20 protein-coding genes are annotated in these 22,528 nt (G+C 49.7%); 10 read left to right on the forward strand and 10 right to left on the reverse strand.

Annotation, left to right across the window (positions count from 1 at the left end; translation table 11 throughout):
• Positions 1–5 precede the first annotated feature (5 nt).
• Positions 6–992: an alpha/beta fold hydrolase gene (locus OSH01_RS05225; RefSeq protein WP_266123022.1), complete on the forward strand. Its 987-nt coding sequence runs from the start codon at positions 6–8 to the stop codon at positions 990–992.
• On the opposite strand, the gene gcvA is transcribed toward OSH01_RS05225, so the two are convergent.
• Positions 960–1,856, reverse strand: coding sequence for a transcriptional regulator GcvA (gene gcvA, locus OSH01_RS05230; RefSeq protein ID WP_266123023.1), 897 nt, complete (start codon positions 1,854–1,856; stop codon positions 960–962). The two genes, OSH01_RS05225 and gcvA, sit on opposite strands and share 33 nt — an antisense overlap.
• Positions 1,857–2,073: 217 nt before the next feature.
• On the opposite strand from gcvA, the gene OSH01_RS05235 reads away from it, so the two are divergent.
• The 4 genes from OSH01_RS05235 to OSH01_RS05250 all read left to right on the forward strand — a co-directional run bounded on the left by OSH01_RS05235 (position 2,074) and on the right by OSH01_RS05250 (position 6,097).
• A complete protein-coding gene (locus OSH01_RS05235; protein ID WP_376918124.1) occupies positions 2,074–3,057 on the forward strand; it encodes a Bug family tripartite tricarboxylate transporter substrate binding protein in 984 nt (327 codons plus the stop codon).
• A 59-nt stretch (positions 3,058–3,116) separates the two neighbouring features.
• Positions 3,117–3,980, forward strand: coding sequence for an N-formylglutamate amidohydrolase (locus tag OSH01_RS05240; protein WP_266123024.1), 864 nt, complete (start codon positions 3,117–3,119; stop codon positions 3,978–3,980).
• An 8-nt stretch (positions 3,981–3,988) separates the two neighbouring features.
• Entirely contained in the window at positions 3,989–5,278 is a 1,290-nt protein-coding gene (locus tag OSH01_RS05245; RefSeq protein ID WP_266123025.1) for a Zn-dependent hydrolase, read from the forward strand.
• Positions 5,279–5,413: 135 nt separating this feature from the next.
• The gene (locus OSH01_RS05250) at positions 5,414–6,097 is read left to right on the forward strand and encodes a metallophosphoesterase (RefSeq protein ID WP_266123026.1); all 684 of its coding nucleotides are present in this window, start codon (positions 5,414–5,416) and stop codon (positions 6,095–6,097) included.
• Between the two features lie 107 nt (positions 6,098–6,204).
• On the opposite strand, the gene OSH01_RS05255 is transcribed toward OSH01_RS05250, so the two are convergent.
• A complete protein-coding gene (locus tag OSH01_RS05255; RefSeq protein WP_266123027.1) occupies positions 6,205–6,906 on the reverse strand; it encodes a hypothetical protein in 702 nt (233 codons plus the stop codon).
• A 383-nt stretch (positions 6,907–7,289) separates the two neighbouring features.
• On the opposite strand from OSH01_RS05255, the gene OSH01_RS05260 reads away from it, so the two are divergent.
• On the forward strand, positions 7,290–8,759 hold the full coding sequence (locus OSH01_RS05260; protein WP_266123028.1) for an anion permease: 1,470 nt from the start codon (positions 7,290–7,292) through the stop codon (positions 8,757–8,759).
• Positions 8,760–9,131: 372 nt separating this feature from the next.
• Here OSH01_RS05260 and OSH01_RS05265 read toward each other — a convergent pair whose 3' ends face one another.
• A complete protein-coding gene (locus OSH01_RS05265) occupies positions 9,132–9,566 on the reverse strand; it encodes a nucleoside deaminase (RefSeq protein WP_266123029.1) in 435 nt (144 codons plus the stop codon).
• Positions 9,567–9,810: 244 nt separating this feature from the next.
• On the opposite strand from OSH01_RS05265, the gene OSH01_RS05270 reads away from it, so the two are divergent.
• Entirely contained in the window at positions 9,811–10,488 is a 678-nt protein-coding gene (locus tag OSH01_RS05270) for a GntR family transcriptional regulator (protein ID WP_266123030.1), read from the forward strand.
• A 56-nt stretch (positions 10,489–10,544) separates the two neighbouring features.
• On the opposite strand, the gene OSH01_RS05275 is transcribed toward OSH01_RS05270, so the two are convergent.
• From OSH01_RS05275 to acnA, 5 genes are read right to left on the reverse strand one after another with little or no spacing between them, the layout of a single operon-like run.
• Complete coding sequence (locus tag OSH01_RS05275) at positions 10,545–11,555, reverse strand: Bug family tripartite tricarboxylate transporter substrate binding protein (RefSeq protein ID WP_266123031.1); 1,011 nt, start codon at positions 11,553–11,555, stop codon at positions 10,545–10,547.
• A 45-nt stretch (positions 11,556–11,600) separates the two neighbouring features.
• Complete coding sequence (locus OSH01_RS05280; RefSeq protein WP_266123032.1) at positions 11,601–12,605, reverse strand: CobW family GTP-binding protein; 1,005 nt, start codon at positions 12,603–12,605, stop codon at positions 11,601–11,603.
• 22 nt (positions 12,606–12,627) lie between these two features.
• Positions 12,628–13,365, reverse strand: a complete 738-nt coding sequence (locus tag OSH01_RS05285; RefSeq protein WP_266123033.1) for an isochorismatase family protein — start codon at positions 13,363–13,365, stop codon at positions 12,628–12,630.
• Between the two features lie 57 nt (positions 13,366–13,422).
• Positions 13,423–14,796 (reverse strand): dihydroorotase, encoded by a 1,374-nt coding sequence (locus OSH01_RS05290; RefSeq protein WP_266123034.1) that lies wholly within the window; start codon positions 14,794–14,796, stop codon positions 13,423–13,425.
• 38 nt (positions 14,797–14,834) lie between these two features.
• On the reverse strand, positions 14,835–17,513 hold the full coding sequence (acnA, locus tag OSH01_RS05295; RefSeq protein WP_266123035.1) for an aconitate hydratase AcnA: 2,679 nt from the start codon (positions 17,511–17,513) through the stop codon (positions 14,835–14,837).
• 272 nt (positions 17,514–17,785) lie between these two features.
• Here acnA and OSH01_RS05300 point away from each other — a divergent pair, with 272 nt between their 5' ends.
• Complete coding sequence (locus OSH01_RS05300; RefSeq protein ID WP_266123036.1) at positions 17,786–18,676, forward strand: isocitrate lyase/PEP mutase family protein; 891 nt, start codon at positions 17,786–17,788, stop codon at positions 18,674–18,676.
• A 54-nt stretch (positions 18,677–18,730) separates the two neighbouring features.
• On the opposite strand, the gene OSH01_RS05305 is transcribed toward OSH01_RS05300, so the two are convergent.
• Together OSH01_RS05305 and OSH01_RS05310 are read right to left on the reverse strand one after the other, a co-directional pair.
• Positions 18,731–19,600, reverse strand: coding sequence for a pirin family protein (locus tag OSH01_RS05305; RefSeq protein WP_266123037.1), 870 nt, complete (start codon positions 19,598–19,600; stop codon positions 18,731–18,733).
• A 176-nt stretch (positions 19,601–19,776) separates the two neighbouring features.
• The gene (locus OSH01_RS05310) at positions 19,777–20,712 is read right to left on the reverse strand and encodes a LysR substrate-binding domain-containing protein (protein ID WP_266123038.1); all 936 of its coding nucleotides are present in this window, start codon (positions 20,710–20,712) and stop codon (positions 19,777–19,779) included.
• Between the two features lie 145 nt (positions 20,713–20,857).
• Between OSH01_RS05310 and ycaC the strand changes: the two genes are divergently transcribed.
• Both ycaC and OSH01_RS05320 read left to right on the forward strand, forming a co-directional pair.
• Positions 20,858–21,484 carry an isochorismate family cysteine hydrolase YcaC gene (gene ycaC, locus OSH01_RS05315; RefSeq protein WP_266123039.1) on the forward strand — a complete coding sequence of 209 codons (627 nt, stop codon included), beginning with the start codon at positions 20,858–20,860 and terminating at the stop codon, positions 21,482–21,484.
• Positions 21,485–21,587: 103 nt separating this feature from the next.
• Positions 21,588–22,517, forward strand: a complete 930-nt coding sequence (locus tag OSH01_RS05320) for a pirin family protein (protein ID WP_266123040.1) — start codon at positions 21,588–21,590, stop codon at positions 22,515–22,517.
• Positions 22,518–22,528: the final 11 nt, after the last annotated feature.

Genomic DNA, 22,528 nt, shown 5'->3' on the forward strand with positions numbered 1-22,528 from the left:
GCAGCGTGATACAGGAAAAGCAGATAGCTCTGGAGACTTTCGAGTTTCAGCAAGGTGACGTGTTGCAGCAGGTTCCCGTGACCTGGCAGCAAGTAGGCTGCGCGCCTAGGTCAGACAACGTCGTGCTTTTCCTGCATGGAATCAGTGCCAGCCACCAGGCTTTAGTACCTTCGACTGGAGTAGTCTATAACGATGCCGGTTGGGGGCAAGGCCTGATCGGCCCAGGTTGTTCCGTAGATACTGATCATTTTTGTGTTCTGATTCCCAATACATTGGGGTCGTGTTTCGGTACTTTGGGGCCACGCAGTGCGGCCAATGGTGAAGGAGCGCTTTATGATGCTCATTTTCCTGCTTTTGGTATTCACGATGCAGTTCGCTTACAGCAAGCTTGGCTACGGGCGATTGGCATAGAGCAACTACATGCTGTGATTGGTTACTCTTACGGAGGCTATCAGGCGTTCCAGTGGGCAGTCAATCAGCAGTGGCCTAGCCCGCGTACGGCAGTATTGGCGTCGGCTCCAAAGGGGCGCGGTCGCCCTCAAGAACTACAGGATCTTAAGCGCTACGCGTCTTTGCGTTATAAGGCATTGCCGGGGCAGACTTGGACTCATCACGCGCAAACGCTAGCAGCCTGGCGTGAGCAACGAGTGCGGACTTTACAGGCGTATGGCGTGCAAGTGGACTGTCCGCACGAGCAACAGGCTATCGAGGCTTGGGCTCGGGAGTTTGATCCGTTGACGTTGGCAGGCTTACGGGCCGCGGCATTAGGGTTTGAGTGTAGTCATGCCTTGGCGCAGGTGTCGACGGATTTACTTATTTTGTTATGCCAGACAGATACGTTATTTCCACCTGAGGTCGTAGACGGTATGCGTATGGGTAACCGTACTACCGTGCAGCAGATAAATGGTTCTATGGGGCATGTCTCGCCCTTGTACGAGCCAGATCTTTGGGCTGAGCACCTAGCCCCCTTTTTGCAGTGCTACCGTGTGTGATAACCATCGACGGAATACCTGAACCGCAGGCAGAACGCTTTTTTGTTCGGGATAGCAGAAGTAATATCCGTATTGCGCTTGCAAAGGTAGAGGCAAGGGCATAATCAGTTTTCCGCTGGCCAGTTCTTCTTCGATTAAACAGCGCGGAATCAGTGCTGTCCCAAAACCAGCCATAGCCGCTTGAATTAACAACATGTACTGATCAAAGCGTGGGCCTGTCCAGGCGCGTATGGTGTCTTGCCCTGCGGCGGCAAACCAGTCGGTCCAAGAGCGTTGTACGGTGGTGTGATGCAGTAAATCGTATTGCAGTAAGTCGCTAGGACGATGGGCGGGTTGGGTGAAAAGCCCCGGACTGCATACGGGGACAAGCTCATGACCGGCGACATAGTCGGCTTGGCTATCGGGCCAGACGCCGGTGCCGTAGCGTATCGAGGCATCCACGTCAGGAGACGTGAATTCATAGCCCATGCGATGCGGCAGGAACTCAATATTTAACTCTGGATGCTGCTGTCGCAGTGTGGGCAGGCGCGGTATAAGCCATTTGCTGCCAAACGAGGGCAGGCTGGTTAGTCGCAGCACGCCGCTGTGTTCCACTCTTGTCATGACCGACATAGAAATGGCTTCGATACGATTCAAGCCTGCACGTACTTCGTGTAAGTAGCGGGTGCCGACGTTGGTTAATAATAAGCCCCGTGAAGTGCGCACAAATAGCTCGACCCCAAGGAAAGTTTCCAGACTTTTTATTTGTTTGCTGACGGCACCTTGTGTAATGCAGAGCTCTTGCGCTGCACGGGTAAAACTGCCTTGACGGGCGGTGGCCTCGAAGGCTTGTAATTCCGAAAGATTAGGGCAGAAGCGTCGCATGACTAAAGAGAATATTCGTTTTAAGGGAAAAGTCGTTGAAATATAAGCATTAGTAGAGTGTGATTAGTGTAGCGTTTTTATCACTCTATTCCCTATTGGAATGACGATACGAGAAATTATCGTTTGCCCTGTTTTGCTGGACCAATGCAGAATGAGTGAGCGATGCGGCTAAGCTTAGTAGGCAAAGCGGCACAATACCAACATAAGGAGACACCCTGTGAAACAAACAACTATTACTCATCGTTTAGGTTTACTGGCCGCTACACTTTGTGTGACGTTTGCCAGCACGGCGCATGCAGAGCAGTATCCCAGTCGCGCTATTAACTTGGTAGTACCTTTTGCCGCAGGGGGTACCACGGATATTGTCGGTCGCATTGTGGCCGATGAGCTAGGCCGTGAACTGGGCAAACCCGTAGTGGTTGAGAATCGCGCCGGCGCCGGCGGCTCGATAGGTGCGGCTTATGTGGCCAGTGCCAAGCCAGACGGTTATACCTTAGGGATTGCTACGGTTAGCACGCATGGCATTAACCCAGCGGTGTATGTCAATTTACCCTTTGACGCACAAAAAGATTTTCAACCTATTACTAATTTGGCCGCTGTGCCTAACGTGATGGTCGTCAATCCTAATGTGCCGGCAAAAGACATGCAGGCATTTTTGGCTTTGGCAAAAAGTGAGCCGGGTAAGTACACCTACGCGTCAGCAGGTAATGGTTCAGTCTCACACATGATGGGCGAACTCTTTAAAGCGACTGCGGAGGTCGACATGCTACATGTTCCCTACCGTGGCGTGGGCCCTGCTTTGACCGATACGCTGGCTGGTCAAGTGAATGTTTTGTACGACAATTTGCCTTCTTCTTTACCGCAGATTAAAAGTGGTGGCTTAGTGGCATTAGCCGTGGCTTCGCCAGAGCGCTCGGCGGCTGCGCCGGATGTGCCTACCTTCGCAGAAGTGGGATTAGAGGCACTGAATACCCCCTCTTGGTTTGGTTTGGTGGCTCCGGCCGGCATTCCTGACGAGGTGTTGGCGACGTTGAATGCGAGCACAGTTAAAATTTTAAATAGTGATCGCGTTAAACAAAAATTGGCCGACTTAGGTGCTCAGCCTATTGCTGACACGCCTGAGCACTTTGCGCAGACGATCGCCGAAACGATTGCTTTGAATGCGGAAATCGCTAAACAAGCCAAGATCGAAATTAAGTAAAGCGTCTAACACGTCATGTCTTGGGGCATGACGTTATGTGGTCATTCTAAGAAAACGTCATGTCATTATTGTCTTATCGTTATTTGGCTCCCGCCGCAGGTTCGGTTGAGCCCGCTTGTGTTCCGCTTGTGCTCGACTCTCCGCATAGCGGCACCGAATACCCCCCTGATTTTGCGGCGGCGATTGACCCAGGAGCCTTGCGCACTGCTGAAGACACGTGGGTGGCCGACTTGTGGGATGCCGCTCCTCAGTTAGGGATAGCATTATTAGCTGCCCGTTTTCCGCGTAGCTACATTGATGCCAATCGTGGCTTGGACGAGATTGACTCGCTATTATTAGACCAGCCTTGGCCCCATCCGCTGCCAGAATCAGCTAAGGTGCGCTTGGGCAAGGGTTTGATTTGGCGCATGATGGACGACGGCACGCCTTTGTATCAGCGCCGCTTAAGTCACGACGAAGTACATTGGCGTATAGCGCAATGCTGGCAGCCCTATCATGACAAATTGCAGGCCGTTATAGATCAGACCCACGCGCAGTTCGGTAAAGTTTGGCATATTAACTGCCACTCTATGCCTAGTGTGGCTGGTGCCTATGCTACCGAACAGCCGGGCTTGCAGCATCCTGATTTTGTCTTGGGTGATCGCGATGGCAGCACCGCAGGACCCGAGTTTCATACGTTCATTGCCGACTTCTTACGCGCTTTGGGTTATAGCGTCAGCATCAATGATCCCTATAAAGGGGTGGAAATTGTACGCCGCTATGGTGATCCCGCTCATGGACGGCACAGCTTGCAAATCGAGATTAACCGTCGTTTGTATATGGATGAGCGCAGCCTTCGTCCCACGGCGGGCTTTGCCCCGTTACGTCAGCATCTGAAGGAATTGATGCGGGCATTGAGCGATTGGACGCCTACTCAGCTGTAAAGGGCAAGATGGGATATTCATTCAAACCGGCTATGTGTTCGGTAGTAAAGACAGTTGTCCAAGCTTTAAATGCGCAGCGCTTGTGGCAACGTATTGAGGATTTATCGTGTTTCACAGAGCCCGCACGTCCGTGGACCCGCAGGGCCTTCACACCGCTTCATGGACAATCCAGAGTTTGGCTGCAAGAGCAAATGCAAGCCGCTGGTATGGAAGTGCGACAAGATGAGGCTGGCAATTTGATTGGCTCGCTTCGGGGCCGTGATCCAGATGCACCACCGGTAGTCACGGGTTCGCATAGCGATACGGTGGTGGATGGGGGGCGTTTTGATGGCATTGTAGGAGTGTTAGCCGGCATTGAGTTGGCCCACGCCTTGCAGGATGCGGGAGTTCAACCCTTGCGCACCTTCGAGGTGATCGATTTCTTATCCGAAGAGCCTAGCGATTACGGTATCTCCTGCGTTGGCAGCCGCGCCTTAGCCGGTGTGCTAGAGGCTGATATGCTAGCCAGCACGAATGACACAGGAGAAACGTTGGCACAGGGTATAGCCCGCATTGGTGGGCAGCACCATAAGCTGGATAAGGTTCGGCGTTTGCCCGGTAGCGTGGCAGCCTTTTTAGAGCTACACATTGAGCAAGGCCCTGTCTTGGAGGCCCGTGCAATCCCTGTAGGGGTAGTGAGCCATTTAGTGGGTATACGACGGGTACAGATTACTGTGCAGGGGCGCCCCGATCATGCGGGCACGACGCCTATGGATTTACGTTGCGATGCATTAGTGGCTGCCGCGCGCCTTATTGACGCGTGTTATCAGCAGGCTAAGGCATTGAATCAGCCCGATGTATACGTGGTGGCAACCGTGGGGCGGGTAGATGTTCAGCCCAATGTGCCGAATGCCGTACCCGGGCGAGTAGAAATGGTGCTTGAACTGCGTAGCGACCAAGAGTCTGTATTAGCTAGTTTTCCAGAACTCTTATTGCAGGCGCAGGAAGAAAAACTGCGTGAGCTTGGCGTCAGCCTGAGTACACGAGAGTTGAGTCGTGCCCCGGTGACACATTGTGATCCTGCGATCATGCAGCTTATTCGTGATAGTGCCCGGCAGTGTGGCTATGATAGTTTGACCTTGCCCAGTGGTGCCGGACACGATGCGGTATATATGGCGCGTATAGCGCCCATGGGGATGGTATTTGTGCCGTGCTTGAATGGTCGTAGTCATTGTCCGGAAGAATGGTTAGACATTGATCAGCTCATGGCGGGTACCCAAGTGTTAGCGGCCAGTATGATGCATTTATTGATGCAGTAGTAGTCTCTGGGCGCACCTTCAACGGCAGTCCCTGGCGTTGTTGCGAGTCAGCGATAAGTGCGGCTCTAAGCAGCGGGGAGGTGACTCAATGTTATAGTTATCTTTCCCTTCTTCTGTCTTTTTTTCGTTTCTGCCATGCCTGTTGTTTCTAATGCTGTTGAGCGCATTCCAGTGAATGCTGTAGGCCGTGATTTTGCTGTAGGCGATATCCACGGGTGCTTCACTAAACTTGCCATAGCGATGGGTAAGGTGCACTTTGATCCCCAAAAAGATCGCCTTTTTTCAGTCGGTGATTTGGTAGATCGTGGCCCCGAGTCGCACCAGGTACTGACGTGGTTAGACCAGCCTTGGTTTTATGCTATTTCTGGCAATCATGAGCTTTTAACGTGGCGGCGTGCTTTAGGTAACCCCATTAAAGAAGTGGACCATCGCCAGCACGGCGGGCTGTGGTTAGATGCATGTAGCCCAGAGCAGCAACAACGCATTGGCGAGCGCTTGCAAGCCTTGCCTTGGGCCTTTGAAATCGCTACGCCCGAAGGACCGGTGGGCATAGTACACGCCGACTTCCCTTATGACGATTGGCGCAAAATACATGAGCAAGAGTTTAGCCCTGAAGATATTGATGTATGCCATTGGTCGGTGCAACGCTATCAGCAGCAGTACCCTCATGCCATTAAAAATGTGCGGGCGGTAGTGCATGGCCATAAAACCATTAACCGCATGGCTCAGTTGGGCAATGTTTATTTTATTGACACGGGCGGCTGGCGTTCGGGCGGGCACTTTACCTTATTAAATTTGCATACCCTCAGACCGATGTAAGTCAGGAGTCTTTACTTGCGCACGCAGACCAGTTTATAGACTAAGAGGTTATGATGAAACTCTGTCGGGGTTTCTTGGGCACTGTGGTCGGCTTTATTACTTAGCGGTCAATTCTGCTCACCGGTTAGGTGCGTAGGGACAGAAATTGGTGTGTGAAATTGAGATTCGCTTGTTGTTGCGTGGCTGCCCTGTTCGGCCAGCCAGTTCGCCTGTGTGTAGTGGCAACCAGGAAACAACTCGTACAAGGTAGTCTCTTGCTTGAGTAGTGCTCGTACTACATTAATCAGTTGATGCGCTTCGGTTTGGCTACGTACCTCTAGGGGCGCTACCAGCTCTACAGCTTTACACCAAGGTAGTTGACGTATACGAATGCTAGGGCAAATAGTGTATTGCGCGCTAAAACGCAATTCTTCTTTAGCCGCTGCCAGCGCTTGTAGCCAAGCTTCTTGCGCTTCAGTGAACAGCATTTCGGTTGCGTAGCGTTTTTTGCGCCCTAAACCTACTTTTTTATAAAGCGTTTTACCCGGCTGCGAGAACCAGTCAGTAGGCTCTAGATTGAGGTGAGCGCAAGCCGTGTAGGCAGCTGTATCAATGTATGCTTGATATAGATTGCGAGGATGTTGCCAAGCGACTTTAACGCGCATGCGGCTATGGATAAATCCCACGTCGTCCCACCAGGAGAGTTCGTTGCGCTGCTCATCATCGTAAACGTGATAAATACATACCCCATTAGGCCAAGAACCCCCCGCTTGGGTGCTGTGGTAGTGGCGTGCCTGCTGGCGACTACGTTCTAGAAAGCGATTTTTCATAACAGATGGTTTAGTGTTATATGGCTAGATCTTAGGCGTAGATTCAATGCTGGCTGTTGTACGCCAGATATATTCTAATCGTGGATCGGAATGGCGGTACTTACCTTGTTATAGTATGTGTAAAAAAATCGTGAAAGTACATAAACACCAACGACATAAACCTTCGTCTATTGAGGGCCGACTTATATGGCTGTTAGGTGCCATAGATGTAGTAGCGATTGTTTCAATGTTACGCATAAGAGGATACGCACTACAAGCAGGAAGCCAGGCTTTATTTATAGAGTGCTTTGCTTCAGAAAGGGCAAAGGAGCGCCTAAATACGGCAGGGCTTCATAGAGTTATTTTTCTTTCGCTAGTTTTAAGTTATGCGAGAAAGGGAAGCCATGTCTTTGAAATTGGAACCTGTTAAGCCCATCCCAGCTTTAGTAGCTCTAGCCTTGGGCATAGTCATTTGGTTTATGGTGCCGGTGCCAGACGGAGTCAGTCCTAATGCTTGGCACTTACTGGCTTTGTTCGTAGCGACTATTGCAGCCATTATTGGCAAAGCCTTACCCATAGGGGCGGTGTCGATTATTGCGATTTCGCTGGTGGCGCTCACCCAAGTTACGAATCCCGGTAATCCTAAAGCCGCCTTGGCCGATGCCTTGAGCGGCTTTTCTAATGAGCTCATTTGGCTGATTGGTATCTCTATTATGGTGTCCCAAAGCTTAAATAAAACGGGCTTGGGCGCGCGCATAGGGTATTTTATGATTTCCCTGTTCGGCAAACGCACCTTAGGGGTGGCCTATGCCCTGGCGTTTTCCGAAACCGTGCTGGCACCGGTGACGCCAAGTAATACCGCACGTGGCGGCGGGATTATTCACCCCATTATGCAGTCCATCGCAGACAGCTTTGGCTCTAAACCTGAACGCGGCTCTACCGAGAAAATTGGGCGTTATTTGGCCTTGGTCAATTACAACACCAACCCGATCACCTCGGCCATGTTCATTACTGCCACAGCGCCTAACCCTTTAATTGTTAGCCTGATCTACGAGGGGTCGGGTACACAGTTAAGTTGGGGGATGTGGGCCATTGCAGCTTTTGTACCGGCATTGGTGTCGTTGTTGCTTATGCCTTTGGTCATTTACTTTCTTTATCCACCCCAAATTAAGCGCACGCCTGATGCGCCTCAGTTTGCGCGTGCGCAAATGCAAGCCTTAGGGCCTTTAGCCTTAGCCGAAAAGATCACCCTAGGTGTATTTGCCTTATTGTTATTTTTATGGGCTGGTGTGCCAGCCATGATTTTTGGCGATGCATTCAGCGTTAGTCCTACAACTGCTGCGTTTGTTGGCCTGTCTATCTTGCTGTTAACCGGTGTTTTGCAGTGGGATGAAGTATTAAAGAACAAAGGGGCGTGGGATACCGTAGTATGGTTTTCTGCCTTGGTAATGATGGCCGGCTTTTTGGGCAAGCTAGGTTTGGTGTCTTGGCTAGCACTTACCGTTGGCAACGGTATTGATAGTTTAGGGCTAAGCTGGGTAGTGGGCATGTTAATACTCGTGCTGGTGTACGTGTATTCGCACTACTTTTTTGCCAGTACTACTGCTCACATTACAGCGATGTTCGCCGCATTTTTCGCGGCAGGTATGGCGTTAGGTGCGCCGCCTATGTTGCTGGCCTTAACTTTGGGGTTTTCTTCATCGTTGATGATGTCGCTAACCCATTATGGAACCGGTACAGCGCCTATTATTTTTGGTTCGGGCTACACCACCTTGGGCGAATGGTGGAAAACCGGTTTCGTAGTCAGCGTAGTGAATTTGGCTGTTTGGTTTTACCTGGGTGGATTGTGGTGGAAGGTATTGGGGTATTGGTAAGTAATACCAAAAGCCTAAAAGCAAAAATCGCGCTAATGGCGCGATTTTGTTTTATCGTGTAGCGAGTGGGCGCAGCAAGCGCCTAATTATTTGTACACCTTAACAGCTTGCATGCGGCCATTGGCCAATGCGGAAAGATATACAGACATCCGGCGATCGATACGTCCTAACTTCGCCAGGGAGTGTTTAACCAGTTTTGCCATGATTTTCTACCCGTACAAAGAAGTTGTTTATGAATCAATATATGTATTATAGGGAAAACCCTAGGAGTAGTCTAGGGTTTTCCCTTATTTCCAGGTAGGGCGTTGTTTTAATGTGCTGAACCGCGACAAGTAAGGGCTTTACGGCCATTACAAGCTGAGTTTAGCGGTGTTAAACCAGAGCTTGTCGCTGTTTCCAATAGTTATACAAGGGGGCTGAGTCACTAGGATTCAACCAAACTGAGTCCACAGGAGCATAGTTTCTAGCCGGTGCGACTTCCCGCCATTGAGTGCCAGAGTACGCATAGAAAGCGGATTTGATACCGTACAGAGCCATAGTTCCTAAACAAAAAGGGCAAGGCTGGCCACTTGCGTAGACAACGCAGTCACTAAGGTCGTGACTGCCTAGGGCTTGGCTTGCCTGTTTGATCGCCAAAAACTCGGCATGAGCGGTGAGGTCGCCACAGAGGTGAATTTCGTTGACAGCTTGCGCGATAATTTTTTGCTTCCTGACGATGACAGACCCAAACGGGCTACCGCCTTCATCGACATTCTTATAAGCGAGATCTATCGCTGCTTGCAGATACTGCTGGGTTGAGTGCGGCATGGTGGAGACTCAGTTAAAAGGATTGTGGAAAAGCTAGTAAACATCATAAAATCTCGACCTTTAACTGTCAACACTTTGTGGGCGGATATATTTGAGTTAGCTTTCTTGATTAATCATATAAGTGGCGTTGATAAAGACTTTACCCCCTTTAAGTCCTGAACGCGAAAATTTAAAAAGTGTTTTTACTATAGAATGCCTTACTCTATCTATAATAGTTTCCTAATTTAGGATTGAGAGTAAAAGCATGACAGAGGACAACTCTAGTTTGATCGATAAGAGTGCTCTTGAGGCTCCCCTCAGCGATGTGGTGTATCAGCGTTTGCTAGAGGCTATTTATTCAGGTGGCATGGCGCCGGGAACCGTTGTTAATGAGGTAGCTATCGCGCGTGAATATGGTGTGAGCAGGGGACCAGTGCGGGAGGCTGTACGGCGCTTGCAAGGGATTCAAATTGTTAGCCGAGAACCGTATTTGAAAGCACGTGTGGTCGAGTTGTCGGCTGAGTCGGCATTAGAGTTGTTTCAAATGCGAATGGGTCTAGAGGGGGTAGCTTGTTACCTCGCCGCAGAGCGCATGAGTGACGCAGATATTGATCGGTTAATGCGTGATGTCGAGCTGGACTATCAGCGACGCTTAAAAGGTAGCAGTGAGGCCGAAAGCGTGCATTTTGATTTGCACGAGCGCATTGTGCGGGCCAGTGGAAATAAGCGGATTATTGCAGCGCTGTGTGAAGATCTCTATCACCTGTTGCGAATTTACCGTCGGCACTCCGGCTCGGTTTTAGTCCGTAAAGAAGACGCATTTGAAGAGCACAGGCAGATTGTGATGGCCTTGCGTAGTCGTGACCCGCATTTGGCGGAATCCTTGATGCGATCACATATCAGCCGTGCGGCCAATCATATCGCTCAGCAATTACGTCCCTAAGGCTCAGGTTACCAGCCCTATCTTTTTGATCGATCGGGCCGGTAAGGGGAAACGTTCTACTGCCGTTCTATACCTGCGGTTTTAACTGCATGTTCCCAAGCTTGCTGTTCTTTTTTCAGATCCGCCTCAAATTCTTCCAACGTAATAGATACTGGCGTGACACCCAAGCTAGCCAGTTTGCTGATTACTTCGGGTGTTGCTAGGACTGCCTGGATATCAGTGGCAATTTTTTCTATTACAGGACGAGGTGTTCCTTTCGGTGCAAATACACCAGACCAAGGGGCTGCACTAAAGTCGGGAAATCCTTGCTCTGCAATTGTGGCATAGCCTTTTTTACTGTAATCCTGATCGGTGGTGATAGCGATCAGCTTTAGTTTTCCCGCCTCTACATGGGGTTCAACGGAAGGCATGCCAGTAATCCCAAAGGGGGCAAAATTTCCGATTACATCCGTAATTAGGGGAGTAGACCCCTTATAGTGAACAGGCTCTAAGGGGGCACCAGCCTGTTCTCCTAGTAAGGCCATGGTCAGGTGTGAGGCAGTTCCTAGACCGTCAGTCCCATATATCTGATACTTTTTATCTTCTTTAGCCAGTTGTATCAGCTCTTGTAGGTTGTTTGCTGGTACCGAAGGGTTAGCAAAGATGGCATTCGGAAAAAGTACTACTTTGGCAACTGCTTCGAAATCCTCGCTCGGATTGTAGGGGAGATTTTCATATAATGCACCGGCAATGCCGTGTGAGCCAGTAACGCCCAGTACCAAAGTGTAGCCATCTTTGGCTGCTCTAGCGGTGACACCCGAACCGATTGTGCCACCCGCTCCAGGGCGGTTTTCAACTACTACACTTTTTCCCCATATTTTTGATAGTCCTTCACCAATAATGCGTCCAGTGACATCAGTAGGTCCTCCCGCAGCAAAGGGAACGATGAGTGTTACTGGCCTTTCCGGCCACGTGCTTACCTCGTTCGCGTGTACGGGCAGGGCAGCGAAGATACTAAGCGCCGAGGCTGAAAGGCTAAATCCTAGTACAGTGCGGCGCGTTATTTTTGTGTTACTTGTCTTGAACATGATGTTCCTCCGTTAGAGTATATATACGGTTTATGTGTGATTGTTTTAGTTGGGGTTGTTAGGGGCATGGCGTAATTGTTCTACCGCTTGCTGTATGCAGTCGTGCTCCAAGTCGCGAACAATAAAAACAAGTTTTCCAATCAGATGCTTGGGTATCGCGGTAGCGGGCTCAGGGGCAGAAAATAAATGATGTACGGCGTGTACCGTACGGATGTCTTCAGCTTTTTCAAATTGAATCACTCCTTTTAAGCGCAGCAGTTGTTCGCCAAAATGTGTTTGGATATGGCGGACGAAATCGGCCCAGGCTGGCCACGAAACTGGCTTGGGCAGGTCGACGACCAGACTGCTAATACCGTAGGTAAAGAGGTGCTTCAACGGTGAGTTGGCGCGTAAGTTGTGGCCTTCGATCACGGGTGCAAGTGCATGATCAGCGGTTTGTAGTAGCGCTTGAGCCAGTTCACCATCGGGCAAGCGGTTGTTCAACACGCGTGCGGCGGGCACTTTGTGTTTCAACCATTCTTCCAAGGCGGGTGTCGATTGGCTGGAAGGCAAGTCAAGTTTAGTAAGCACGATGGTGTCAGCCATCATCAATTGCAGTTCGGCGGTGTCGTAAGTGTTAGTGTCTTGTTCGCCAAAACTAGCGTCGAACGTAGTAATGACACCGCCCACCCGATATTGACGGTTAAGGCTGCTATCGCCGAGAATCGAATTAATAATAGGACCGGGCTCTGCCAGCCCAGAGGTCTCTATCAGTACCCGATCAAACCAAGGGATTTCTTTTCGTAGGCGTTTGTAATAAAGTCCGCTTAACACGTCTTGAATAGCGCTACTTGATTGGCAACACAAACAGCCAGAGTCGAGTAGCTGAATATCCTGATCATCAGCGCTATCGCTCACCAGAGCTTGATCCAGACCCACATCGCCGAATTCATTAATGATGACGGCGCAGCGTGCAAACTGTGGCTGATGTATCATTCTTTTGAGTAGGCTAGTCTTGCCGCTGCCAAGAAAGCCGGTCAGTAACGTGATGGGGGTCAGGGTAGTGCTCATAGTGCTGCTTATCTCGACGTGCTTATTCTTGTTCAGGCTCAGGTAATTGCAACAAGTAATCCTGCACCTCTTGGCAGGGAATCACATCTGCATATTTACAGTTCAAGTCAAACAGGCTCATTGCATGGCTGGACTGGAAACGATCAAAGGTAGCCTCTTCAGGAATAATCACTTTGAAGTTATAGGAGTAGGCATCGACGGTCGTTGCACGTAAGCAGCCCGATGTGCTGCATCCAACAAGAATTAAGGTATCTATATCTAAAAAATTCAGGTGGCTCATAAAAATGGTGCCAAAAAAGCAAGAGGGTTTCTGCTTTACTATCCTGATGTCCTCGGGTCTAGGAGCTAGCTCTTGTACCGTTTGGGTAGCATGAGTGTTGGCTAATACTGTTTTTTCTGTACCTCGGTGGTTTTTGTTGACTTGAACTCCGCTGTCTAGAAGGTCTGCACGACGCCCGCTTTCAGTATAAAAAATGGGAATGTTTCGTTCGCGGGCTATTTCTAATAGCGGAACTATGTGGGCTACCGCTTTCCAAGCCTCCTCACCGCAATGAGTGCGATATTTTTTTATTCCTTCTAGGATGTCTTCCGGAGTGTCTCCGCAGAAGTTGTACTGAACATCGACAATAAACAGGGCGGGACGTTTGCCAAATCCGCCCCGCTTACCATAGCCTGCCGCTTGATAAACGAGTTTGTCGCGTTCTGTAAGAAAGGAATCCCAGACGCGTGGTGTGGGATATTGATTGGATGTGTCAGACATTCAGGTGCTCCTGCGTATTAATAGGCCTGTGGTAGGCGATGATGCGTAATAAAGGTTTTACAAGCGGCTGATGTAGCGGCCTGAAGGCTGCTGCTTTGCTGACTCAGTAATTTGTCCATCTATGGCAATAGTGCGACCACGTATCAAAGTGCGAACTGGCCAACCGGTTAGCTCCATACCCTCATAGGGAGAATAGTCAGCATTGGATTCTTGCAGGGTAGGGTCAACTACTTTTTTTAGATCAGGGTCAACGATGACCAAGTCGGCGTCATTACCCACACTAATAGAACCTTTGCCTTTTAAACCATACACTTGTGCTGGCATTTGGCTAGATGCTCGTAGTAAAGTGCTGAGCGGAATTTGGCGTTTGTGCAGGCCTTCGTGCAAAAGAATGGGCAAAATCATGCCAGTGCCCGGGAACCCGTTACTGGCTGACCATATATCTTTATCTTTGGTCTCGCGCTTACGAGGCACGTGATCCGAGCCGATCGTCGTAATTACCCCGTCGCACAAGCCTTCCCACATGGCGTTAATATCGCGCTGACTCCGGACTGGAGGATTGACCTTGGCATAAGTACCAGCGGCGGAATACTTATCTAAGAATAAGTAGTGCGGACATGTTTCCACATAAATAGGTGATTTTCGGCCGTCTTGTTTATGCCGTCGCACTTCATTAAGAGCTTCTAAACTACTTAAATGTACGATATTGATAGGCGTATCTGTTTTACCTGCGAAATAACACACGCGGTGTACGTTTTCAGCTTCTAAAAAATCTGGGCTTTGCTCGTCCCAAGCAGCTAGATCGTCACGTCCCTCGGCACGTAGTGGGTCACGCAACCAAGGAATAACCTCTACGTTTTCACAGTGTACGCCCAAGGTGGCTCCAGGGATCTTTTTACAAGCTAATAAGGCTCCCCATAGCAGCCCGTCATCAATTTCAGTGAAACCTTTCGATAGGCCTGCAGCGCCTTTATACATCATGTAAAGTTTGTAGGAGTTAACGCCAAAACGACGGGAGACCTCCTCAAGTGTGTCTACGTGTAGGCGACTGGTTAAGCCGAAATGAAAAGCAAAATCGACGCAGCTTTGGTTGGCAGCTATGGCTTTAATGGATTCAAAGCTAGTGCGTAGATCAGTAGAGCGATGGAAAGAAATAACTGTAGTGGTTCCACCTAGAGCGGCATTGCGTGACTCTGTCTGAAAGTCAGTGTCAGGATTGCCAAATCCAAAGTGCACGTGGGGATCAATTATCCCTGGTAGAGTCCATAGTCCTTGACAGTCTATGACTTCTGATGCGGCCGGCATGTCTTGGTTATGATCACCTAATAAGGCTATTTTTCCCTTCAGAATACCTATTTTTCCAGGTACTAATCCTTTTCCTTCTAAGTAAATTAAGGTGTTGGTAAGTAGGGTATCAAGTGGTTTAGTCATGGTTATCCTTCTCTCTGTGTCAGGCTCTTGTTCTTAAGTTATTGCTGTGCTTGGGTAGGGGGTAAGTAGTCGTTCAGTACGCTTAGCATGATGCCTCCTTGAAGTAGTAGGTCACGCTCGGCTTTGGTATATGCTTGTGGAGTGACCCAAAATTGCACAACTCGCCCGTTTTTATGGGTGGCCTGAACCAATACTTTTTGAGTCAGTTGAATATTTTTAGCGGCATCAAAAAAAGTATAGGTTTCGGTACCATCTAGACTCAGCTCCTGCCAGCCCTCGCCAGCAGAGAAACTAAAGGGACATACCCCCATGCCAATTAAATTACTGCGGTGTATACGTTCGAATGACTTCGCAATCACTGCTTTGATGCCTAGTAGTGCCGTCCCTTTGGCGGCCCAGTCTCGGCTGCTACCGGTGCCGTATTCTTTCCCTGCAAGAATGATCGTACCTACGCCGGCGTCTATATATCGACGACTTGCTGCGTATATGCTCATGGTCTCGTCATCGGGGAAGTAGCGAGTCCATCCACCTTCTCGTTCGGGCGTTAGCAGGTTTCGAATGCGAATATTGTCAAAAGTCGCACGTGTCATTACCTCAAAGTTACAGCGTCTTCCGACATAGGTATTGAAGTCGCGTTCGGCGATCCCTAACTCTGTTAGGTATTGGCCTGCGCTAGAGTGGATAGGTATTTCTCCACTAGGGGAAATGTGATCGGTGGTTAGCGAGTCGCCAAATAAGCCGATAACTCTGGTTTTGTCTAAAGTCTTATCGATGGTTTCGGCTGTAGGAGTAGATGAGTCAAAAAATGGGGGGGGCACAAGATAGCTGGACTCGGGCTCCCACGACCAGAAGGTTCCTTGATTGGCTTGTAGTTCACTCCATTGTTGTGCCCCTTCCGCTGGACTATTCCATGCTTGATGATAGTGCTGGGTGGTCACTGTATTGTGAATCAAGGTGGCCACTTCTGTGGAGCATGGCCATAGTTCGTGTAGCCAAACGGCTTGACCATCAGGGGCATGTCCAATTGGCTCTTGGGAGAAGTCAATATCTATGCGTCCCGCTAGCGCATAGGCCATCACCATGGCTGGAGAGCCAATATAGTTGGCTTTGGCCAGCTTGTGTATACGGCCTTCAAAATTACGGTTGCCAGATAGCACTGTACATAAAACCCAGTCGCTACTTTCAGCGTCAGCCAATATTTCTGGGTTCAATGGGCCGGATTTCCCCCCGCAACTGGTGCATCCATAGCCAATCACATAAAAACCTAGCGCTTCCATTTCGGCCAGTAAACCAGCGCTTTGCAAATAGCTTGTGACAGCCCTAGAGCCAGGCGCTAAAGAGGGTTTGACCCATTTGGGTAGTTTTAAACCTTTTTCACGTGCTCGCTTGGCTATTAATCCCGCGGTCATCATGACGGATGGGTTTGAGGTGTTCGTGCAGGAGGTAATCGCTGCTAGTATGATGCGACCATGGGTTAAACCGTTGCTAGAAAGTCGATCAGATGACTGGACTTTAATATTAAAGCCTCCCTCGTTAGTGGGGGCGTGGAGTCGATCGATAAAGTCTTGCTTGATGGCAGCTAGAGGTAGTCTATCTTGTGGCCGACGTGGACCACTCATGCAGGGTTGAGCCTGACTGAGATCTATGGTGATCACTCGACTATAGCCAGGTGTGGGACTGTTAGCATCAGCCCAAAGGTGATTAGCCTGACAGTAGGCTTGAATAAGCGTTATATGCTCGGAACTTCTGCCGGTTAAACGTAAGTATTCTAGGGTATGAGTATCAACGGGAAAGAACCCGCAAGTAGCTCCATACTCAGGAGCCATATTCGCAATGGTGGCACGCTCAGGTACCGACAATTGTTGTGCACCAGGCCCAAAAAACTCAACGGCACATCCCGATACTCCTTCATGACGAAGGGTTTGGGTAATCAATAGCGCTGCGTCAGTAGTAGTGGCTAGTGCTGGTATAGCACCTTCAAGACGCACGCCAATGACATCAGGGATCGGAAAGGAGTAGGCTCGCCCTAGTAGGGCCGACTCGGCATCAATCCCACCTACTCCCCAACCTAGTACACCTAGCCCATTAATCATGGGGGTGTGGGAGTCACCGCCGATGACAAAGTCAGGAAATACCCACTGCTCCTCACCGATTTGCTGAGTGAGCACGACAGCGGCTAAGTGTTCTAGATTGACTTGGTGAATAATGCCGCTTCCAGGTGGAAATACGCGTAATCCTTGAAAGGCTTGCTGAGCCCACTTAAGGAAACGATACCTTTCTTCGTTTCTGGCAAACTCAAAATCTAAGTTGCGTTGTACTGCGTCTGCCTGCCCCCAAACATCAACTTGTAAAGAGTGGTCCACGATCACGTCAACGGGAACCTTGGTATCTACCTTTTCAGGATCGCCACCGCGCTCGCGCACAGCATCTCGCAATGCGGCGAGATCTTGTAATACAGGTAGTCCACTAGAATCGGGCAAGATTACGCGTTCTACATGCAGAGATAATTGAGTGGAAATGTGCTCGCGCCAACTAATTAGAGCCCTTATTTCGATTTCATCAATGGCACGTCCAAGTAGTTGATGGCGCAGTACGTTTTCTAGCAATAAGCGAATGACGTAAGGCAACTGGGTAATGGGCGTACCGTGTTTTACCGTCGTGCTTGCTAAGTCAATGTAGCGTAGTGCTACGTCGTTGCAATGTAGTATTTTTTTCATGATTAACCCATTTCGTTGACCATGGTTAGAATAGTTTTGATTTTTTACACTGTCAACAGTCTAGAGTTGGAAAGGGTGATTATTTAGTTTGATGGTGAATATGTCTGTCTGATTTGTGTGATTTTCCACAAAGAGTTGACACTTTGCGGGCTGCAGCGCATAATTTTTGTACTTTCTTTCCTTCGCAGAACCATTCTGCTGTTTTGCGGGGGTTGCACAACTGGATTGAGGTTGACTACTGCAGCCCCGCTATTTTGGAGTGCCTGACTACTATGAGTACCGCTGCGTATAAATTCCGCCACCTTCTTAATAATAGTGATTTCATTGTTTCCCCTGGCGTGTACGACGGATATAGCTTGCGCCTAGTTCAGGCGGCTGGGTTTAAAACGGCTTGTACGAGTGGAGCGGCCATGTCCAACTCGCTGCTGAGTGTCCCAGATATCGGTGTTATGGGACTAATGGAGAACGTCAATCACTGCCGTATGTTGGCGCGTTCCGTAGATATACCTTTAACAGCAGATGCTGACACGGGGTATGGCAATCCTATGAATGTCTTTCACACCATTCAGATGTTTGAGGAAGCAGGTATTGCTGGTGTAAATATTGAAGATCAGATCAGTCCCAAGCGTTGTGGGCACATGCCAGGTAAGAGTGTGGTGCCACTAGCGGAAATGGTTAAAAAGGTTGAGGCTGCGTGTGCAGCACGCAAAGATGATAATTTTGTTATTGTGGCGCGTACGGATGCTTTGGCGGTTGAGGGTATAGAAAAGACCCTAGAGCGTATTAAGGCTTATGTAGCAGCGGGTGCAGATGTAATATTTCCTGATGCTGTGCAGGGCGCCGATGACATCGCCCGGATCGTTGAGGCGGCAGGGGTACCGGTTTCGATTAACATGGGTTTTGGTATTCGTAGTCGTCCCACAACACCATTGATTCCAATTGCTGAATTGAAGGCGTTAGGGGTAAAAAGAATTAGTCTCCCACGTATGTTGCCAGCCGCCGCGATATTAGGTATGCGTAATGCGTTAGAAACTATGAAGGAAGTGGTTGCTACAGGGCAACCTGTGGATCGTCAGGACCAGGCAGTTGGAATTGAGGATATTATGGACTTAATGGGGTACAGTGAAATGCGTGCGCTAGAAAAGCAGTTGTTAACGTACTAAGCACCAGACAGGGATGTATAGGGCCAGGTTAATACCTGGCCTTTCTTTGCTTTATTAACGTACGATTTTGCCAAAATTGCCCTGGTTAAAATCATCAAAAGCTTGCACGATTTCGTCGTGGCTATTCATCACAAAAGGGCCGTGCCCCACGATAGGTTCGTTAATGGGTTCACCGCTCAGTACCAAGAGTTTGCAGGCATTGTTGGCCTCTAGTTGGACAGTGCTACCTTCCGTACCAAATTGTGCCCATTGAGCTTGGCGTAATACTTCGGCGTTATTTAGTAGGACTGTGCCTTGCAGCACCACAATTGCTAAGGTGTAGCCGGGTGTGGCTTCAAACGTGAAGGTGCCTTCTGCATTGAGCGCAACATCCCACACATTGATGGGGGTGAAGGTTCGTGCAGGGCCCTGATGACCTTGAAATTCTCCCGCAATCACTCGCAACTGCCCCGCGTTTTTATCTAACGAGACACGAGGGATTTGCCCGTTCAAAATGGTTTGATAAGCAGGCGGAGACATTTTGTCTTTGGCCGGTAGGTTGACCCACAACTGAACCATTTCTAACTCTCCGCCTTGGCGTGCAAAGGTCTTGGAGTGAAACTCTTCATGTACGATGCCGGCTGCGGCCGTCATCCATTGCACATCACCCGGGCCGATGGTGCCACCTGCGCCGGTAGAGTCTTGGTGAGCGACTTCGCCTTCATAAACAATGGTGACCGTTTCAAACCCTCGGTGCGGGTGGCTGCCGACACCGCGTGAGTGAGTAGTGGGACTGAATGTGTAGGGGCCAGCGTAGTCCAACAGCAAAAATGGGCTTAGCTCTTGCGCATGCTGATGGTAACTAAACAGCGAGCGCACCGGAAAGCCATCGCCTACCCAGTGTGGAGCGGGAGCAGAGTGAATGTGTTTAATTTGTTTGAGCATACAGATTCCTTGGCTTTGCCTACCCCTTTGTGGGGTTTGATCGTAGATCACAGTATAAAGTTTAGGTAGTAGCGCTGGTAGAGGGGCTGCGTCGAACTTGCTGTCCTGTTTTTCGTACTGCCAATAGGGTGATTAGCCGTTTTAGGCTGAGCTTTTCGCCGATGGGTTGATTGAGCTTAACCGTTATCGATAGGGGGCGCACTGACGCTGAGCCAGTCCTGCTCAGCGAAATTTTCGGCCAAAAAATCGATCCAGGCTCGTACCGCTGGGAGTATGCCACGTCGAGAAGGAAACACTGCTTGCACCACGCCGCAAGGAAGTGTCCAGTGAGGGAGTACGTGAACTAAGCGTCCCGTTTGAATTTCTTCGTGCACGATCAAGTGTGGCAGTTGGGCAAGACCTATACCTGCTAAGGCTGCTTTTTTAACGGTAATTAGGTCATCAGTGACGAGCCTAGGGTGATGAATAATGGCTGCACTATCACCGTCGGCGCTGCGCAAATGCCATATATGTTGGGCATCAGGGCGGACCCAGTCCAGCGAAGGAATGCCTTGTAGGTGTGCGGGCTCTAGCAGGAGGCCGTGCTGGGATAAAAGCAGTGGGGATGCCACCAAACGTTGCGGGCTGTGTGACAGGTGTCTGACCACAAGGTCACTGTCAGGGATGGGAGGAAAGCGCACTCGGATAGCCAAGTCTAAGCCTTCGCGTACGATATCTACCCGTCTGCCTGTCGCATCCAGCTCTATGTTTACATAAGGGTGCGTGCGCATAAAGCTTGCGATGTAGTCGGCCAGCACAAAGCTTAATAAACCTGGCGGGGCTGACATACGAATAATGCCGCGGGGCTCAGCCACTGAGCGCTCAATGACTTCTTGGGCAGCACTAGCTTCGACGAGCATGGCGGCGCAATGGGTGTAATAGGCTTGACCTAGCTCGGTGACACTAACGTTGTGTGTGCTGCGATGAATTAAGCGCACACCAAGCCGTTCTTCTAACACGGCTATACGACGGCTTAAGCGTGATTTAGGAATGCCTAACGCACGAGCCGCCGAGGAAAATCCCTTGTGATCAACGACTTGGACAAAATAAAAAAGATCATTTAAGTCTTGCATAGACGTGTTCTAAAAACGAGACAGCATGTAGCACTGAGCCGGCTAGCGTCAGCCATGGTGAGCACCTATGATAATTGCGGGCGCCAAACTAGGGTGTTGGTTACGCAGGCGTCAGAGTATTTTTTCAACGTTGACAGGAGTACGTATGTCTTACCAATATAAACGTCTGGATAAAGATGACGTAGCATTATTGTTAGTAGACCATCAATCGGGTCTGTTGTCTTTGGTGCGCGACTATCAGCCTGACGAGTTCAAAAATAATGTCTTAGCGTTGGCGGATATCGCTAAGTTTTTCAACTTGCCTACTATTCTAACGACTAGTTTTGAACAAGGGCCGAATGGGCCGTTAGTGCCCGAGTTAAAGCAGGCTTTTCCTGATGCTCCTTACTTTGCTCGCCCTGGGCAAATTAATGCTTGGGACAACGAGGAATTTGTCGCAGCAGTGAAAGCAACCGGCAAAAAACAGCTATTGATTGCAGGGGTGGTGACTGAGGTTTGCGTCGCTTTTCCTACTTTATCGGCCCTTGAAGCAGGCTATGATGTGTTTGTTGTGACGGACGCTTCGGGTACCTTTAACCATGCTGTACGTGATGCAGCATGGAACCGCATGTCGCAAGCCGGCGCACAACTCGTCAATTGGTTTGCGGTAGGCTGCGAGTTGCATCGTGATTGGCGCAACGATATTGCAGGTTTTGGTGGCATATTAGCGGGACATTTACCCGCGTATGCTAACTTAATCCAAAGTCGCGATGCAGCCTTACAGGGTAAGTAAGTCGTTTTACTGCTAAGGCTTGCGGCATAGGCAGTCTTACGGGGCTAAGCATGGCTTGGCCTCATGCTGCAGCAGATTAACTTTTATCTATGAAGACACTATCATGAGTTCCTCTATTCGAATGACTCCTGCGGAATACGCAGACTGTACGCATCACACTCAAGAACTCACCTCTGTGCGATTGCCTGCACGTGAAGCTGTTTTGGGTGAGGGGATGAAAATTCGTCGTTTGTTGCCGCATCGAGCGCAACGCATGATAGGGGCGTGGTGTTTTTTTGACCACGCCGGGCCAGCCGACGTGAGTCAAGGGCAAGGGGTACGCGTAGGGCCGCATCCCCATACAGGTTTGCAAACGTTTAGTTGGATGGTGGATGGCGAAATTTTGCACCGTGATAGCTTAGGTTATAAACAGTTGCTCACCAAAGGCCAAGTTAATCTTATGACGGCAGGTAAAGGGATTTCTCATTCTGAAGAATCCCCTGCACAGCGGTCTCCTACTTTGCAATTAGCGCAGTTTTGGATTGCTTTGCCTGATGCTAAGCGTTTTATGGAGCCTGCTTTTGAGCATTATCCGGATTTGCCTAGAGTGACGGTTGAGCAAGCGGTAGTTACGGTTTTAGTGGGTGAGCTTTTTGGTCAAACCTCGCCAGTCGCCGTGCATAGCCCGTTAGTAGGGGCTGATATCACTACTCAAGCAGCAACGCAGCTAGAGGTGCCGTTAAATCCAGATTACGAATATGGTATTGCCGTGTTAACCGGTGACGCACAAGTGGGTGAGGAGCAGCTTGAGCCTGGCACGTTATTGTATTTGGGCAAAGGTCGTCGCCAGATTTCCGTCTCCACCAGCCAAGCTAGTCAAATAATACTGATTGGTGGTGAGCCTTTTGCTGAGGAAGTGGTGTTGTACTGGAACTTTGTAGCACGTAGTTTGGATGAGGTGCGTGAGAGTATCCAGCAGTGGCACCATAGTGATCACTTTGGTACGGTACAAGGGTACGACGGCCCATCTTTGCCAGCGCCCGATTTAAAATAAATAAGGCTGAT

The organism is Alcaligenes endophyticus, from assembly GCF_026344035.1.
Taxonomy (GTDB): domain Bacteria; phylum Pseudomonadota; class Gammaproteobacteria; order Burkholderiales; family Burkholderiaceae_B; genus Alcaligenes; species Alcaligenes endophyticus.

What these genes read in the sequence shown, in the direction of transcription:
- gcvA (WP_266123023.1), bottom strand. Translation starts at nt 1,856, where the DNA reads ATGCGACGCTTCTGCCCTAATCTTTCGGAATTACAAGCCTTCGAGGCC.
- OSH01_RS05240 (WP_266123024.1), top strand. Translation starts at nt 3,117, where the DNA reads ATGTCATTATTGTCTTATCGTTATTTGGCTCCCGCCGCAGGTTCGGTT.
- OSH01_RS05245 (WP_266123025.1), top strand. Translation starts at nt 3,989, where the DNA reads ATGGGATATTCATTCAAACCGGCTATGTGTTCGGTAGTAAAGACAGTT.
- OSH01_RS05250 (WP_266123026.1), top strand. Translation starts at nt 5,414, where the DNA reads ATGCCTGTTGTTTCTAATGCTGTTGAGCGCATTCCAGTGAATGCTGTA.
- OSH01_RS05255 (WP_266123027.1), bottom strand. Translation starts at nt 6,906, where the DNA reads ATGAAAAATCGCTTTCTAGAACGTAGTCGCCAGCAGGCACGCCACTAC.
- OSH01_RS05260 (WP_266123028.1), top strand. Translation starts at nt 7,290, where the DNA reads ATGTCTTTGAAATTGGAACCTGTTAAGCCCATCCCAGCTTTAGTAGCT.
- OSH01_RS05265 (WP_266123029.1), bottom strand. Translation starts at nt 9,566, where the DNA reads ATGCCGCACTCAACCCAGCAGTATCTGCAAGCAGCGATAGATCTCGCT.
- OSH01_RS05270 (WP_266123030.1), top strand. Translation starts at nt 9,811, where the DNA reads ATGACAGAGGACAACTCTAGTTTGATCGATAAGAGTGCTCTTGAGGCT.
- OSH01_RS05275 (WP_266123031.1), bottom strand. Translation starts at nt 11,555, where the DNA reads ATGTTCAAGACAAGTAACACAAAAATAACGCGCCGCACTGTACTAGGA.
- OSH01_RS05280 (WP_266123032.1), bottom strand. Translation starts at nt 12,605, where the DNA reads ATGAGCACTACCCTGACCCCCATCACGTTACTGACCGGCTTTCTTGGC.
- OSH01_RS05285 (WP_266123033.1), bottom strand. Translation starts at nt 13,365, where the DNA reads ATGTCTGACACATCCAATCAATATCCCACACCACGCGTCTGGGATTCC.
- OSH01_RS05290 (WP_266123034.1), bottom strand. Translation starts at nt 14,796, where the DNA reads ATGACTAAACCACTTGATACCCTACTTACCAACACCTTAATTTACTTA.
- acnA (WP_266123035.1), bottom strand. Translation starts at nt 17,513, where the DNA reads ATGAAAAAAATACTACATTGCAACGACGTAGCACTACGCTACATTGAC.
- OSH01_RS05300 (WP_266123036.1), top strand. Translation starts at nt 17,786, where the DNA reads ATGAGTACCGCTGCGTATAAATTCCGCCACCTTCTTAATAATAGTGAT.
- OSH01_RS05305 (WP_266123037.1), bottom strand. Translation starts at nt 19,600, where the DNA reads ATGCTCAAACAAATTAAACACATTCACTCTGCTCCCGCTCCACACTGG.
- OSH01_RS05310 (WP_266123038.1), bottom strand. Translation starts at nt 20,712, where the DNA reads ATGCAAGACTTAAATGATCTTTTTTATTTTGTCCAAGTCGTTGATCAC.
- ycaC (WP_266123039.1), top strand. Translation starts at nt 20,858, where the DNA reads ATGTCTTACCAATATAAACGTCTGGATAAAGATGACGTAGCATTATTG.
- OSH01_RS05320 (WP_266123040.1), top strand. Translation starts at nt 21,588, where the DNA reads ATGAGTTCCTCTATTCGAATGACTCCTGCGGAATACGCAGACTGTACG.